Origin of the sequence: Ramlibacter sp. (assembly GCF_035706265.1) — a bacterium.
Taxonomy (GTDB): Bacteria; Pseudomonadota; Gammaproteobacteria; order Burkholderiales; family Burkholderiaceae_C; genus Ramlibacter.
The window spans coordinates 1-14,347 of record NZ_DASSVG010000562.1 but is presented as its reverse complement, the minus strand read 5'-3'; the positions used below and the strand labels follow the sequence as shown (position 1 = coordinate 14,347).

The window sequence follows — 14,347 nt, the reverse complement described above, 5'->3', positions numbered from 1 at the left end:
TCAGGCCGCCTGCACCTTGAACACCGCCATCGCGGCGACCAGTTCCTGGGCCTGCTGCTTCAATGCGCCCGCCGCGCCGGCGAGCTCGCCGACCAGGCCCGCGTTCTGCTGCGTCACGCTGTCGATCTGCGCGACCGCCGAACCGACCTGCTGGACGCCGGCGCTCTGCTCGCTGCTGGCGGCGCTGATCTCGCCGATCAGGTCGCTCACCTGGCGGATCGCGCCGACCACCTCGCCCATCGTGCTGCCGGCCTGGTCGGCCAGCGCCGCGCTTTGTTCCACCCGCTGCAGGTTGGCGTCGATTAGCGTGCGCACCTGGCGCGCCGCCTCGGTGCAGCGCCCCGCGAGCGAGCGCACCTCGCCGGCCACCACGGCGAAACCGCGGCCCTGCTCGCCGGCACGCGCGGCCTCCACCGCCGCATTGAGCGCCAGGATGTTGGTCTGGAAGGCGATGCTGTCGATCAGGCCGATGATCTCGGCGATGTCGCGCGAAGCCGCATGCAGGCCCTTCATGGTGTCGACCACGCGCGCGACCGCCGTGCCGCCTTCATTGGCCACGGCGCTCGCGCTGCCGGCGAGCTGGTCGGCCTTGGCGGCGCTGGAGGCGTTCTGCCGGATCACCGCGCCCAGTTCCTCCATCGAGGCCGCCGTCTCCTGCAGGGCGCTCGCCTGGTTCTCGGTGCGCGCGCCCAGTTCCGCGTTGCCGTGCGCGATGTGTGCGCTGGCCCGCTCCAGGCTCTCCGAGCTGCGGCGCAGCTGCGCCACCATGGCGGCGAGCCCGCGCTGCATGTCCGCCAGGGCGGTCATCAGGCGGCCCATCTCGTCGTCCGAGTGCGATTCGATGTGCGTGCTGAGGTCGCCCTGCGCGATCCGGCCAGCGACGCCCAGTGCGCGCTCCAGCGGCTGCAGCACGGCCGAACGGATGATCCAGAACACCGCCAGCAGCACCGCGCCCCCGAGCAGGTTGATGGCCAGCACCAGCGCGCGCACGAACTCCACCGCCTCCGCGGTGAGCGGCGCGAAGCGGTCGGAGTTGCTCTCGATGGCGGCCATGTCCGGGCGCAGGCGGGCGGCCGTCGCCGCGTCGATGGTGTCGCCGGGCACGGCCAGCACCTTGGCGCGCATGCGGTTCAGGTCCCGGATGTCCTGGTAGGGCAGGTCGATCAGCTCGCCGAAGCCCATGAGGCGGAACATCACCTGCTCCACCTCGAACATCTCGTATTCCACGTGGCCGGCGAGCTGCAGCGCCCCGTCGATCGGCTTCAGCACGCGCTGCCGGGGCACCGCGCGGCCGCTCTCCGCCTCGGTCATGGCCAGCTTGATCTGCGAGACCAGCGCGAGGTGCTGCCGTTCGAGGTAGTGGAAGTGGGCGGACTTGGCCAGGAAGCGGCTGCCCAGGAGCACGAGCAGCGCGACGACGAGGACGGCGGCGAAGCCGGCATTGAACTTCCGGCGCAGGGTGAGACGACGCATGCGATGACTTCCGATGCGGTACAACGAAGCGTCGCAATGTAACTAATGATTACAAAGGCGCGAAGTGAGGCCCGCCCGAAGGTGGTTTGCGCGCCACAGGCGGTGCGGCCTCTTTCGCCGCCAGGGCCCTCAGGCGCCGGCCATGAGCTTGTGCACCAGGTCCGCCGTGGTGCTTGCGCGGTACTTGCGCATCAGGCGCGCCCGGTAGATCTCCACCGTGCGGTGGCTGATGTTGAGCGTGCGGCCGATCTCCTTGGAGGTCAGGCCATCGAGCAGGCGCGCGGCCACCTCGCGCTCGCGCGCCGTCAGTTCCGCCTTCACCGGCCGGCGCGAGCTCAGGTCCTCGAAGGCCCAGATGCCCGCCTCGTGCGGCGCCTCGCGGTTCAGCGCCCGCCCGGTCACATGGCACCAGAACACCTCGCCGTTGGCGCGCTTCATGATGCGGTCGTCGGCGTAGTGGCCGCGGGCATTGAGGATGGGCGCCATGCGCGCGCCCAGGCGCTCGTATTCGTCCACGCTGGGATACAGCACCAGGAAGGACTGGCCCTTGAGCAATTCGCGCGACCAGCCGAACATCTCGCACAGCGCCAGGTTGCAGTCCACGATGGCGCGGTTGCGCGACAGGCACAGGCCCACGGGCGAGAGCTCGAAGGCGAGCCGGTAGTCGACGTCCATCGGGCTATTCTCTAGGGAGTACTACGTAGCATCGTAGGTAGTATCGTACTGCCCGCGGCCCGCTCCTTCGCGGGCCTGCGGCGACCAGCAGGAGAGCGGAGCGTGAACAAGATCTATCCCAGTGCGGCAGCGGCGATCGAGGGCGTGGTGAAGAGCGGCCAGCTCCTCGCCGTCGGCGGTTTCGGCCTGTGCGGCATCCCCGAAGCCTTGATCGAGGCGGTGAAAGCCAGCGGCGTCAAGGACCTGACGGTCATCTCCAACAACGCGGGGGTCGACGACTTCGGCCTCGGCAAGCTGCTGCAGACGCGGCAGATCAAGAAGATGATCTCGTCCTACGTGGGCGAGAACAAGGAGTTCGAGCGCCAGTTCCTGGCCGGCGAACTGGAACTGGAATTCACGCCCCAGGGCACGCTGGCGGAGAAGCTGCGCGCCGGAGGCGCCGGCATCCCCGCGTTCTTCACCAAGACCGGCGTGGGCACCATCGTCGCCGAAGGCAAGGAAACGCGCGAGTTCGACGGCGAGACCTACGTGATGGAACGTTCGCTGGTTCCCGAGGTGTCGCTGGTGAAGGCCGACATCGCGGACCGCTCGGGCAACCTGCGCTTCAACCTGACGGCACGCAACTTCAATCCGGCCGCGGCCATGGCCGGCAAGGTCTGCATCGTGGAAGTGGAGCGCATCGTGGCCGTGGGCGAGATCGCGCCCGACGACGTGCACCTGCCGGGCATCTACGTGCACCGCATCGTGCACAACCCCACGCCCGAGAAGCGCATCGAGAAGCGCACCGTGCGGCCCCACAAATAAGGAGAGAAGTCATGCCCTGGAACCAGGATCAGATGGCCGCGCGGGCGGCGAAGGAACTGCAGGACGGCTTCTACGTCAACCTCGGCATCGGCATCCCGACGCTGGTGGCGAACCACGTGCCGAACAACATCGAGGTGTGGCTGCAAAGCGAGAACGGCATGCTGGGCATCGGCCCGTTCCCGTACGAGGACGAAGTCGACGCCGACCTGATCAACGCCGGCAAGCAGACCGTCACCACCATCAAGGGCTCGTCGATCTTCGGCAGCCATGACAGCTTCGCGATGATCCGCGGCGGCAAGATCAACCTCTCCATCCTCGGCGCGCTGCAGGTGAGCGAGAAGGGTGACCTGGCCAACTGGATGATCCCCGGCAAGATGGTCAAGGGCATGGGCGGCGCAATGGACCTCGTGGCCGGCGTGCCGCGCGTGATCGTGCTGATGGAGCACGTGGCCAAGAAGAAGGACGGCAGCGAGGACCTGAAGATCCTGCCCGAGTGCACCCTGCCGCTCACCGGCAAGGCCGTGGTCGACCGCATCATCACCGACCTCGCCGTGCTGGACGTCACGCCGCAAGGCCTCAAGGTCGTCGAACTCGCCCCCGAAATCACGTTCGACTTCGTGCAGTCGAAGACGGGCGTCAAGCTGATTCGATGATCGGACCGTCCGGGATGGGAAATCGCAGGCTGGTGCTGAACCGCGATAGCGCGTGAAGCCCAGCGCTGCGCTAGCCGATCTCTGGCAGCTCGCAGAGCTGCCAGACGAAGCCCTGGCCTTCGCCGAGCTCCCCGGCACCGACCCCGTCTACCCCTCGTCGTTCCGCGTCGCCACCGCGGCGCAATCGACCATCGCCGCGGCGGCGCTCGCCGCCTGCGAACTCGCGCACCTGCGCGGCACGCCGCGACAGCGCGTCACCGTCCCCGCCGAACACGCCGCGGCCGAATGCCTCGGCTGGTTCAGCATCGACGGCCGCGAGCCGCAGCTGTGGGACGCGTTCTCCGGCCTCTACCGCGCCCGCGACGGCTGGGTGCGCGTGCACGCGAACTTCCGCCACCACCGCGAAGGCGCGCTGCGCCTGCTGGGCTTGGACCCTGAGACCGCGGACCGCCAGGCCGCCGAACAGGCGATGGCCCAGTGGGACGCACTCGCCTTCGAGCAGGCCGCGGCCGAGGCCGGCCTGGTGGCCACGGCGCTGCGTTCCTTCGCGCAATGGGATGCATCGGAGCAGGGCCGCGCCATCGCCGCCCAGCCGCTCTTCACCATCACCCGCATCGGCGACGCCGCGCCGCGCGCGCTGCCGCCGCTCGGCCTCGCGCAGCGGCCGCTGGAAGGCGTGCGCGTGCTGGACCTCACCCGCATCCTGGCCGGCCCGGTCGGGGGCCGGGCGCTCGCGGCCTACGGCGCCGACGTGATGCTGGTCAACGCGCCGCACCTGCCCAACATCGCAGCCATCGCGGACACGAGCCGCGGCAAGCGCTCGGTGCTGCTGGACCTGCGGGCCGCGCAGGACCGCGAGGCCATGGACCGCCTGCTGGACGACGCGCACGTCTTCGTCCAGGGCTACCGCCCCGGTGCGCTTGCGACCCTCGACTACGGCCCGCAGCAACTGGCGTCGAAGCGGCCCGGCATCGTCTGCGTCTCGCTGTCGGCGTACGGCACGCAAGGCCCGTGGCAGGGCCGCCGCGGCTTCGACTCGCTGGTGCAGACCGCCATGGGCTTCAACCTGGCCGAGGCTGAAGCCTTTGGCGACGCACAGAAGCCGCGGCCGCTGCCGATGCAGATCCTCGACGAGGCCACCGGCTACCTGATCGCCTTCGGTGCCGCCGCCGCGCTGCATCGCCAGCTGCGCGAAGGCGGCAGCTGGCACGTGCAGGTCTCGCTCGCGCAGACCGGCCACTGGCTGCGCCAACTGGGCCGCCTGCCAGACGGCTTCGCGGTCAAGCCGCCTTCGCTGCAGCCCTACCTGGAAACCGAAAGCTCGGGCTTCGGCGAGCTCTGCGCGTTGCGCCACAGCGCGCAGTTGAGCCGTACACCCGCCGCTTGGGCCCGTCCATCGGAACCGCCGGGAAAGTCGCCGGCGCGCTGGTAGCGTCCGCTCGCGGGAAGGCCGCTGACACGCGGACGCTCGCTTGACCTTCAAACTCTGCGCGCCATGATGCTCAACATCGCGGCCAGGGATTCCGCGGCGCGCGCGTAGCGAAAGGACGAAACATGAAAGCGAAGTTCGCACTGCTGGGGGCTGGCCTGCTGCTCGCCGGTGCCCATGCGATGGCCTGCTACACCGTCTACGACGCGAGCAACCGCATCGTCTACCAGGGCCTGCAGGCGCCGGTGGACATGAGCCTGCCGCTGCACGAGGCCCTGGCCGAGAGCTTCCCGCGCGGCGCGCAACTGGTGTTCGACCAGTCGGCCACCTGCCGGCCGATCGGGCTGGCGCAAGTGCCGCGTCCCAGCGGCGGCGACGTGCCGCCCAACACCATCCGGCTGGAGCGCACCGGCACGCGCATTCCTCCTTCCTCGTCCGCGCCCGCACCGCTGTTCACGGACCGCATGACCGCGGAGCGCGCCGAGCTGCCGCACACGCAGGTGGCGGGCGACGTGGTGAGGGTGCCGCCCGCCGCCGCGGAGCGCGCGATGCATGCCACGGTGACCGTGCTGCCCTCGACCACCTTCGCGGCCGGCACGCCCACCGGGCCCGACACCACCGTGCTCGGCGCCGGCGCGGCCGTGCCCGCTCCAGCCGCCCGCCCGCGCGCGCCGGGCAGCCGGCCCAACGTGGTGATCACGGAAATGCGCGATCCGCCGATCACGGTGATCGAGACCGAAACCACCCGCATCGTCACGCCGCGCCCGCCGGCCCAGCGGGCGTATCCCTGAAACAGGCCGGATCGGTCAGCGCTTCGGGAACGGCCGGCTCACGAACTTCGAGCCCGCCAGGCCGAAGCGCCACGGCACGTCGGCCGCCTTGCTGATGCCGATGCGCGGGCCGACGACGAGATCGTAGGCACGGTCGGCCGCATGCACCTCGAAGGGCTCCCGGTCCAGCCGGTGGCCGTTGAACGCATGCACGATGCCCAGCGCCTGGCCCACGCGGCCCGGCCCCGAGCACAGCAGCCGCGGCTCGTGCAGCCCGCGCCGCTCGCACATGGTTTCGAGGCCCGCCAGCGGCTCGATCGCGCGGATCAGCACTCCGGCGCCATGGCCTTCCTCCCGGCACACGAAGTTCAGGCACCAGTGGATGCCGTAGGAGCGGTACACGTACGCGCGCCCCGGCGGGCCGAACATCGCCTGGTTGCGCGGCGTCGGCCCCGAATGGCTGTGCGAGGCCGGGTCCTCGCGGTCGTACGCCTCGGTCTCCACGATCCGGCCGCCCACGCCGTCGACCAGCAGCACGGCGCCGATCAGCATCCGGGCCATCTCGGGCGCGTCGCGCTGGAAGTCCGCGGGTTTCAGGCGCTTGGGGCTAGGCATGTTCGGCCGACTCCTCCTCGGTGCTCTCGCCCAGGAAGCCACCGCTCTGGTGCTGCCACAGGCGTGCGTACAGGCCGCCGCGGGCGAGCAGGCCGCGGTGGTCTCCTTCCTCGACGATGCGGCCCTGGTCCATGACGACCAGCCGGTCGAGCGCCGCGATGGTGGACAGGCGGTGCGCGATGGCGATCACCGTCTTGCCCTGCATCAGGTCCGCCAGGCTGGCCTGGATCGCCGCTTCCACTTCCGAATCGAGCGCGCTGGTGGCTTCGTCCAGCAGCAGGATGGGCGCGTCCTTCAGCATCACCCGGGCGATGGCGACGCGCTGCCGCTGGCCGCCGGAGAGCTTGACGCCGCGCTCGCCGACGTGGGCGTCGTAGCCCTTGCGGCCCTGTGGGTCGCCGAGGTGGGCGATGAACTCGTGGGCCTGCGCCCGCTGCGCCGCGCGCACCATCTCCTCCTCGCTGGCGCCGGGGCGGCCATACACGATGTTGTCGCGCACGGAGCGGTGCAGCAGCGAGGTGTCCTGCGTGACCATGCCGATGGCGGCGCGCAGGCTGTCCTGCGTGACGGCGGCGATGTCCCGGCCGTCGATCAGGATCCGGCCGCCTTCCACGTCCCAGAAGCGCAGCAGCAGGTTCACCAGCGTCGACTTGCCGGCGCCCGAGCGGCCGATCAGGCCCACCTTCTCGCCCGGCCGGATGACGAGGTTGAAGTCGTCGATGATCGGCTGCGGCTTGCCGTAGCCGAAGCGCACGTGCTCGAAGCGCACCTCGCCGCGCGTGATCTTCAGCGGCTGCGCCTCGGGGCGGTCCACCACCTGCTTCGGCCGGGTGAGGGTGGCGATGCCGTCCTGGATGGTGCCGATGTTCTCGAACAGCGAGGCCATCTCCCACATGATGGTCGTGCCCATGCCGCTGATGCGCAGGGCCATGGCCGAGACCGCGGCCACCGCGCCGGGGCCGACCTCGCCCTGGTTCCACAGGAAGACGGCATAGCCGCCGGAGGCGAGGATCAGGAACACCGTGATCACGTGGTTGACGATGTTCAGGCCGCTCACCAGCCGCATCTGGCGGTAGCCGGTGGCGCGGAACTCGGACATCGCCTCGCGCGCGAAGCCGGCCTCGCGGTGGGTGTGCGAGAACAGCTTGACGGTGGAGATGTTGGTGTAGGCGTCGGTGATGCGGCCGGTCATCATCGCGCGCGCGTCGGCCTGCTTCTTGCCGATGCGGCCCAGGCGCGGCACGAAGTACCAGATCGAGACGCCGTACAGGGCCATCCAGCCCAGGAAGGGCAGCATCAGCCGGGCCTCGAAGCCCGCCACCAGCCCCAGGATGGCGATGAAGTAGACGCCCAGCCCGATCACGATCTCGATGAACGTGAACAGCAGTTCGCGCACGGCCAGCCCGGTCTGCATCACCTTGGTGGTGATGCGGCCGGCGAACTCGTCGGAATAGAAGCCGATGCTCTGGCCCAGCATCATGCGGTGGAAGTTCCAGCGCAGCCGCAGCGGGAAGTTGATCGACAGGGCCTGGTGCTTCAGCGTGGTGTAGCCGGCCAGCAAGGCAGTGCTGGCCAGCAGCACGGAGGCGAACAGCACGATGGCCTGCTGCTGCTCCTCCCACAGCCGGCCCGGCTGGGTGCGGGTGAGCCATTCCACCACCTTGCCCAGCACCGAGAACAGCCAGGCCTCATAGGCGTTGAAGGCGGCGACCAGCAACGCGAAGGCCAGCAGGTAGCGGCGCAGGCCGGCCGTGCAGGCCCAGAGGAAGGCGAAGAAGCCCTTCGGGAGATCCTGCGGAACCTGTTCCGGGTAGGGGTGGACCAGTTTTTCGAACAGCCGGAACAAGCCAGGGACTCCTGCGGAACGCGGGCAGCGTGAAGTTGGGGAGTTTGTACGGAATCCGACGCCGGGTTGGGGCAGGGGGATGGACTTTGTGGGCAGCGGGGTAAAAAACCTGTATAAACAAACAGTAGTTTAGCCGCCCATGACCGCCTCCGCCCCTGCTTCCGAACTCGTCCTGCCGCCCCAGGTGTGGCGCGGGCGCGAGCTCGCCCAGGCGCAGGAGCGCACGCTCGCTTCTGGCCACGCGGCGCTGGATGCCGAGCTTCCGGGCGGAGGCTGGCCGCTGGGCTGCCTCATCGAAGTGCTGCAGCAGGAGCAGCAGCAGCACGTCTGGCAGTTGCTCGGGCCGGGGCTGGCGCAGGCCATGGCGGTCCGCGGGGAGCCCGCCGTGCTGGTGAATGCACCTTACCAGCCTTTCGGGCCCGCGCTGCGGGCGCAGGGCATCGTGCCCGAGCGGCTGCTGTGCGTGCAGGCGGACAAGGCCTCGGCGCGGCTCTGGGCCGCGGAGCAGTCGCTGCACTGCGCCGATGTCTGCGCCGTGCTGGCCTGGCTGCCGCAGGCCCGCAGCGAGGAATTGCGGCGCCTGCACCTGTGCGCCCAGGCCACGGAAAAGCTGCTGGTGGTGTTCCGCCCGGTGCTGGCGCGCGAGCAGGCCACGCCGGCGCGGCTGCGCCTGCTGGTGCAGGGGGCGGAGGAGCTGGAGCTGCGCATCCTCAAGCGCCGGGGGCCGCCGCTGCTGCAGCCCCTGATGCTGCCGGGGCAGCCCGAGCGCCTCTCGGCGCTGCTGGCCGCGCGCAAGTCCCGCCGCAGGAGCGAGCCGGCCCTGCCGGCACGGAGTGGATCGCATGTACTGGATCGCACTGCAACCCTCGCCGGATGAAGACCGCACTTCCTGGGGCTGGCGTGCCTTGCAGTTCACTCCCCGGGTGGCGTTCGTGGACGAAGCGGTCCTGCTGGAGGCGGGCGCGTCCGAGCGCCTGTTCGGCGGCCGCAAGCGCCTGCTGCGCCGGCTGCTGAAGGAAGGCTGCGAACTGCGCTTCGATGGCTGGGCGGCAGGGCCCACGGCGCTGGTGGCGTTGGCGCTGCTGCGCATGAAGCGCATGGGGATGGAGGCGCCGGCGCTGGTGCCGGACGACCTGCCGCTCGCCACCCTCACGGCGGCCGCGCCGCATCTCGCGACGCTGGAGCGCATCGGCTGCACCACCTTCGGGCAGTTGCGCAGCCTGCCGCGCGCCGGCGTGAGCCGCCGCTTCGGCGCGGAACTGCTGGCGGCGCTGGACAGCGCCCACGGCGAGCGGCCGGAGCGCTATCCGTGGTTGACGCTGCCGCCGGAATTCGACCAGAAGCTGGAGTTGCCGGCGCTGGCGACCTCGGCGCCGGACCTGCTCTTCACCGGCCAGCACCTGCTGACCCGCCTGCAATCCTGGCTGCAGGCCCGCAACCTCGGCGTGCTGGCGCTGGAGCTGGAATGGACGCTGGACCTGCGGCGGCTCGATGGCAAGCCGCTGCCGCCGAACGAGCGCATCGCGCTGCGCACCGCGCAGCCGACGCAGGAGATCCGGCACCTGCGGCGGCTGGCGAGCGAACAGCTCGCGCGCACCACGATCGCCGCGCCGGCCAATGCGCTGCGCCTGCGCACGCTGGAGACCGTGCCCTGGGGCGGCGCCACCACCAGCCTGCTGCCGGAGGACAACAAGCCGGGGGAGAAATTGCACCAGCTGGTGGAGCGCCTGAGCGTGCGGCTCGGCGAGCAGAACGTCACCCTGATGCAGCCGGTGCAGGACCATCGGCCGGAGTGCATGCAGCAGGCGGTTCCGGCGCGGGAGGGGGAGTGCGGGCTGTCGCGGGACGCGGATCGTGCGCGGGGCGCGGATCGTGCGCGGGGCGGGGTTCGTAGGCTGGCGGTGGAGCGAAGCGAAACCCCAGCGATGCGCGAGCGCAGCGAAGCGCTGGGCTTCGGCGCTTCGCGCGCTCAGCACCAGCCTACGAACTCCGACGCGCCACACCAGCAGCCCACGAACTCCGACGCGGCACACCAGCAGCCCACGAACTCCGACGCGCCACACCAGCGGCCCACGAACTCCGACGCGGCTCATCACGAGGGGACGAGCATCGACTCCGACGCGCTCGTCCCCCCCTGGATCCTGCGCCAGCCCCTGAAGCTGCAAGTGAAAGGCGACCAGCCCTGGTACCAGGGCCCGCTGCAACTCCTCACCCGCGCGCGCCGCCTCGAAGCGGCGTGGTGGGAGACGCAGGCCGACGGGCCCGTGCTGCGCGACTACTTCATCGCCCGCAGCGCCTCGGCGGGGCTCTTGTGGATCTTCCGCGAGCGGCTCGCCGCCGACCAGGAGCGCGCCCGCTGGTTCCTGCACGGCCTCTACGCCTGAAGGAGCTGCCATGTCCTGGCTGCCCGATTACGCCGAGCTGCATTGCCTCTCGAACTTCAGCTTCCAGCGCGGCGCTTCGCACCCGCAGGAACTGGTGCAGCGCGCGCAGGAGCTGGGCTACACGGCGCTCGCGATCACCGACGAATGCTCGGTGGCCGGCGTGGTGCGCGCGCACGCCGAAGCGAAGAAGCTCGGGCTGAAGCTGATCCTCGGCGCCGAGTTCGCGCTCGACGGCTTCCGGCTCGTCGCGCTGGCCCGCAGCGTGCGCGGCTGGGGCAACCTGTGCGAGTTCATCACGCAGGCGCGCATGCGGGCGCCCAAGGGCGAGTACGCCTGCACGCGCGAGGCGAGCGACTTCACCCTGCTGCAGGAATGCGAGATCCTGCTCGCGCCCGAACACGGCCTGCCGCTCGCCGAGCTGTGCGAGCGCATCGAATGGGCGCAAGGCCTGTTCGGCCCCAGCGCCTGGCTGGCCGCCGAACTGCTGCTGCAAGGCGACGACGAGCTCTGGCAGCAGGCCCTGCAGCAGGCCAGCGACCGCACCGGCATCGAGGTGGTCGCCGCCGGCGACGTGCATATGCACGCGCGCTCGCGCAAGCCCCTGCAGGACGTGATGACGGCCGTGCGCCTGGGCAAGCCGGTGCCCGCCTGCGGCTTCGCCCTGCACCCCAATGCCGAACGCCACCTGCGCCAGCGCATGCGGCTGGCCACGCTCTATCCCGCCGAGTGGCTGGAGCACACGATCGCGGTGGCGGACCGCTGCCGCTTCAGCCTGGAGGAGATCAAGTACCAGTACCCGCTGGAGACGGTGCCCGCCGGCCTCACGCCGCGCCAGGCGCTGCGCCGCTTCACCTTCGAGGGCGCGCGCGAGCGCTATCCACAGGGCATTCCAGCGGAGGTACACAAGCAGCTCGAACGCGAGCTGGACCTGATCTCCGATTGCGCCTACGAGATGTACTTCCTCACGGTGCACGACATCGTGCGCTATGCGCGCTCGGAGAAGATCCTCTGCCAGGGCCGTGGCTCGGCGGCCAATTCCGCCGTCTGCTACTGCCTGGGCATCACCGCGGTGGACCCGGCGCGCTCCGACCTGCTGTTCGAGCGCTTCATCAGCCGCGAGCGCAAGGAACCGCCCGACATCGACGTCGACTTCGAGCACGAGCGGCGCGAGGAGGTGATCCAGTACATCTACCGCAAGTACGGCCGCGAGCGCTCCGCCATCGCCGCCGTGGTGGCGAGCTACCGCACGCGCAGCGCGATCCGCGACGTGGGCAAGGCGCTCGCCGTGCCCGACGCGCTGGTCGACGCCTTCGCCAAGGACCACTTCTGGTTCGACGAGCGCGAACTGCGCGTGGGCAAGCTCGGCGAACTGGCGGCGCATCTCGGCGCGGCGGTGCCGGCCAAGACGCTGGCGCTGTGGATGGAACTCTCCGAGGAGCTGAGGGGATTTCCGCGCCATCTCTCGCAGCACGTGGGCGGCTTCGTGCTCACGCAGGGCAAGCTCACGCGCCTGGTGCCGGTGGAGAACGCGGCGATGGCGGACCGCTCGGTGATCCAGTGGGACAAGGACGACCTCGACGAGATGGGCCTGCTGAAGGTGGACGTGCTGGCGCTGGGCATGCTCACCGCGATCCGCCGCTGCCTCGATTTCGTGGGCCAGCGGCGCGGCCGGCCGTTCGCGCTGACCGACATCCCCGACAAGGACCAGGCCACCTACGACATGGTCTGCCGCGCCGACACGGTGGGCGTGTTCCAGATCGAGAGCCGGGCGCAGATGTCGATGCTGCCGCGGCTCAAGCCGCGGAGGTTCTACGACCTGGTGATCGAGGTGGCGATCGTGCGGCCGGGGCCGATCCAGGGCGGCATGATCCATCCCTACCTCGCGGCGCGCGAGCGGCTGCGCCAGGGCGGCAAGGTGCACTTCGAGAGCGAGGCGCTGCGGCCGGCACTGGACCGCACGCTGGGCATCCCGATCTTCCAGGAGCAGGTGATGCAGATCTCGATGATCGCCGCCGGCTTCTCCGCCGACCAGGCCGACCAGTTGCGCCGCTCGATGGCGGCCTGGAAGCGCAGCGGCGGCGTCCACAAGTTCCAGGAGCCGCTGATCCAGGGCATGCTGAAGAACGGCTACCGCGCCGAGTTCGCCGAGAGCATCTTCAAGCAGATCCTGGGCTTCGGCGAATACGGCTTCCCCGAAAGCCACGCCTACAGCTTCGCGCTGCTCGCCTACGCCAGCAGCTGGCTGAAGTGCCACGAGCCCGAAGCCTTCCTGGCCGCGATGCTCAACTCCCAGCCCATGGGCTTCTATGCGCCCGCGCAGTTGATCCAGGATGCGCAGCGGCATGGGGTGGTGGTCTTGCCGACCGACGTTTCGTTCAGCGACTGGGATAGCAAATTGGGGTCAGATTCCAATTTCTCGGAAGAGAAATTGGAATCTGACCCCAATTTGCGGCCCCCCACGCGCCCTAGCGTTCGACTGGGCCTCCGCATGGTCGGCTCCCTCAGCGAAGCCGGAGGAAGGCGCATCGTCGAAGCCCGCGCCGGGCGCCCCTTCGCCGACGTCGAAGACCTCGCGCTGCGCGCGCAGCTCGATCTGAAAGACCTCAACGCGCTCGCCGCAGCCGACGCGCTGCAGTCGCTGGCGGGCCATCGCCGCCAGCAGGTGTGGCAGGCCGCGGCGCAGCAGAAGGCCCCCGGCATGCTGCGCGATGCGCCCGTCCACGAGCAGCAACTGCTGCTGCCCCCCGCGCACGAAGGCGAGGAGATCTTCTTCGACTACAGCGCGCTGGGCTTCACGCTGCGGCGCCACCCCGTGGCCCTGCTGCGCGCGCGCCTGAAGCGCATGCGGCTCCTCACCGCGCAGGAGCTCGACCAGCTGCCGCACAACCGCAAGGCCGCCGCCTGCGGCATCGTCACCGTGCGCCAGCAGCCGCAGACGGCCAACGGCACCATCTTCGTCACGATCGAGGACGAGACCGGGCCCGTGAACGTGATCGTGTGGAAGCACGTGCGCGAACGCCAGCGCGACGCCCTGCTGCACTCCCGCCTGATGGCCGTGCGCGGCGTCTGGCAGCGCGACGTGGACAGCGGCGGCCACGTGAAGCACCTGATCGCGGAGCAGCTGGAAGACCTCACGCCGCTGCTCGGGCGCCTGGGACGCGCCCGCAGCGGGGCGCGCGATTTCCACTGACGAAGAAAAAACCCGGTGCCGCAGCACCGGGTTCGAGCTGGAGATCCTGCCGCTTACGGCCGCGCGATGCTGATGTTGTACAGGTGCGTCGAGGCCGCGGCCGAGTTCACCGCGAGCGCCACGTTGAGACCCGGCAGCGGGAACAGGTACACCCCCAGCATCCCGGGAACCTGCGCGCGATGGCGCAGGCCGTCCAGCGGCGCGTTGTACGTGAACATGTCCTTGCGGCCGTCGCTCGCGCGCTCGCGCGAGACGCTGGAGGTCGCGCTGTCCACCGCCGTGATGGTGTTGCTGTCGGCTACCAGGCTGGCGTTGTTGTCGCCGGGGGGCGCACCGAGCGTGCGTGCGATGGTCACGTCCCAATACTTTGAGACCGAACCCACCGCCGGCAGCTGCTGGGTTTGCGGCTTGAACAGCACCAGCACCGTCTGCTCGACGCCCGGCTCGTTGGAGCCGGCCGCGTTGGTGGTGCCGAACAGCGTCAGCGACCCGTTGGGCGCGCGGTAGC

Annotated in this window: 11 protein-coding genes and 1 pseudogene; 7 read left to right on the top strand and 5 right to left on the bottom strand. The window is 70.1% G+C overall.

From position 1 onward, the window contains the following. Together VFM98_RS20185 and VFM98_RS20180 are read right to left on the bottom strand one after the other, a co-directional pair. Positions 1-1,473: a methyl-accepting chemotaxis protein gene (locus VFM98_RS20185; RefSeq protein ID WP_325111684.1), complete on the bottom strand. Its 1,473-nt coding sequence runs from the start codon at positions 1,471-1,473 to the stop codon at positions 1-3. A gap of 129 nt (positions 1,474-1,602) precedes the next feature. After that, positions 1,603-2,148: a LuxR C-terminal-related transcriptional regulator gene (locus VFM98_RS20180; protein ID WP_325111683.1), complete on the bottom strand. Its 546-nt coding sequence runs from the start codon at positions 2,146-2,148 to the stop codon at positions 1,603-1,605. A gap of 102 nt (positions 2,149-2,250) precedes the next feature. On the opposite strand from VFM98_RS20180, the gene VFM98_RS20175 reads away from it, so the two are divergent. From VFM98_RS20175 to VFM98_RS20160, 4 genes are all read left to right on the top strand, one after another. Beyond that, positions 2,251-2,952, top strand: a complete 702-nt coding sequence (locus VFM98_RS20175; RefSeq protein WP_325111682.1) for a CoA transferase subunit A — start codon at positions 2,251-2,253, stop codon at positions 2,950-2,952. Positions 2,953-2,963: 11 nt separating this feature from the next. After that, positions 2,964-3,605: a CoA transferase subunit B gene (locus VFM98_RS20170; RefSeq protein WP_325111681.1), complete on the top strand. Its 642-nt coding sequence runs from the start codon at positions 2,964-2,966 to the stop codon at positions 3,603-3,605. Between the two features lie 52 nt (positions 3,606-3,657). Further along, on the top strand, positions 3,658-5,037 hold the full coding sequence (locus VFM98_RS20165) for a CoA transferase (RefSeq protein ID WP_325111680.1): 1,380 nt from the start codon (positions 3,658-3,660) through the stop codon (positions 5,035-5,037). Positions 5,038-5,159: 122 nt separating this feature from the next. Continuing rightward, a complete protein-coding gene (locus tag VFM98_RS20160) occupies positions 5,160-5,825 on the top strand; it encodes a hypothetical protein (RefSeq protein ID WP_325111679.1) in 666 nt (221 codons plus the stop codon). A gap of 15 nt (positions 5,826-5,840) precedes the next feature. Here VFM98_RS20160 and VFM98_RS20155 read toward each other — a convergent pair whose 3' ends face one another. Both VFM98_RS20155 and VFM98_RS20150 read right to left on the bottom strand, forming a co-directional pair. Beyond that, positions 5,841-6,419 carry a DNA-3-methyladenine glycosylase gene (locus VFM98_RS20155; RefSeq protein ID WP_325111678.1) on the bottom strand — a complete coding sequence of 193 codons (579 nt, stop codon included), beginning with the start codon at positions 6,417-6,419 and terminating at the stop codon, positions 5,841-5,843. Further along, complete coding sequence (locus VFM98_RS20150) at positions 6,412-8,265, bottom strand: ABC transporter ATP-binding protein (protein WP_325111677.1); 1,854 nt, start codon at positions 8,263-8,265, stop codon at positions 6,412-6,414. The genes VFM98_RS20155 and VFM98_RS20150 overlap by 8 nt, the downstream gene beginning before the upstream one ends. A gap of 139 nt (positions 8,266-8,404) precedes the next feature. Here VFM98_RS20150 and imuA point away from each other — a divergent pair, with 139 nt between their 5' ends. Genes imuA through VFM98_RS20135 form a run of 3 tightly spaced genes read left to right on the top strand, consistent with a single transcriptional unit; the run spans position 8,405 to position 13,839 of the window. Further along, a complete protein-coding gene (gene imuA, locus VFM98_RS20145; RefSeq protein WP_325111676.1) occupies positions 8,405-9,142 on the top strand; it encodes a translesion DNA synthesis-associated protein ImuA in 738 nt (245 codons plus the stop codon). Beyond that, the gene (locus VFM98_RS20140) at positions 9,108-10,649 is read left to right on the top strand and encodes a DNA polymerase Y family protein (protein WP_325111675.1); all 1,542 of its coding nucleotides are present in this window, start codon (positions 9,108-9,110) and stop codon (positions 10,647-10,649) included. Before imuA ends, VFM98_RS20140 begins: the two co-directional genes overlap by 35 nt. 10 nt (positions 10,650-10,659) lie before the next feature. Next, complete coding sequence (locus tag VFM98_RS20135; RefSeq protein ID WP_325111674.1) at positions 10,660-13,839, top strand: error-prone DNA polymerase; 3,180 nt, start codon at positions 10,660-10,662, stop codon at positions 13,837-13,839. Between the two features lie 53 nt (positions 13,840-13,892). Here the strand turns inward: VFM98_RS20135 and VFM98_RS20130 are convergent. After that, positions 13,893-14,347, bottom strand: a pseudogene (locus tag VFM98_RS20130) (hypothetical protein); the annotation flags it as partial.

What these genes read in the sequence shown, in the direction of transcription:
- VFM98_RS20135 (WP_325111674.1), top strand. Translation starts at nt 10,660, where the DNA reads ATGTCCTGGCTGCCCGATTACGCCGAGCTGCATTGCCTCTCGAACTTC.
- imuA (WP_325111676.1), top strand. Translation starts at nt 8,405, where the DNA reads ATGACCGCCTCCGCCCCTGCTTCCGAACTCGTCCTGCCGCCCCAGGTG.
- VFM98_RS20140 (WP_325111675.1), top strand. Translation starts at nt 9,108, where the DNA reads ATGTACTGGATCGCACTGCAACCCTCGCCGGATGAAGACCGCACTTCC.
- VFM98_RS20155 (WP_325111678.1), bottom strand. Translation starts at nt 6,419, where the DNA reads ATGCCTAGCCCCAAGCGCCTGAAACCCGCGGACTTCCAGCGCGACGCG.
- VFM98_RS20185 (WP_325111684.1), bottom strand. Translation starts at nt 1,473, where the DNA reads ATGCGTCGTCTCACCCTGCGCCGGAAGTTCAATGCCGGCTTCGCCGCC.
- VFM98_RS20160 (WP_325111679.1), top strand. Translation starts at nt 5,160, where the DNA reads ATGAAAGCGAAGTTCGCACTGCTGGGGGCTGGCCTGCTGCTCGCCGGT.
- VFM98_RS20180 (WP_325111683.1), bottom strand. Translation starts at nt 2,148, where the DNA reads ATGGACGTCGACTACCGGCTCGCCTTCGAGCTCTCGCCCGTGGGCCTG.
- VFM98_RS20170 (WP_325111681.1), top strand. Translation starts at nt 2,964, where the DNA reads ATGCCCTGGAACCAGGATCAGATGGCCGCGCGGGCGGCGAAGGAACTG.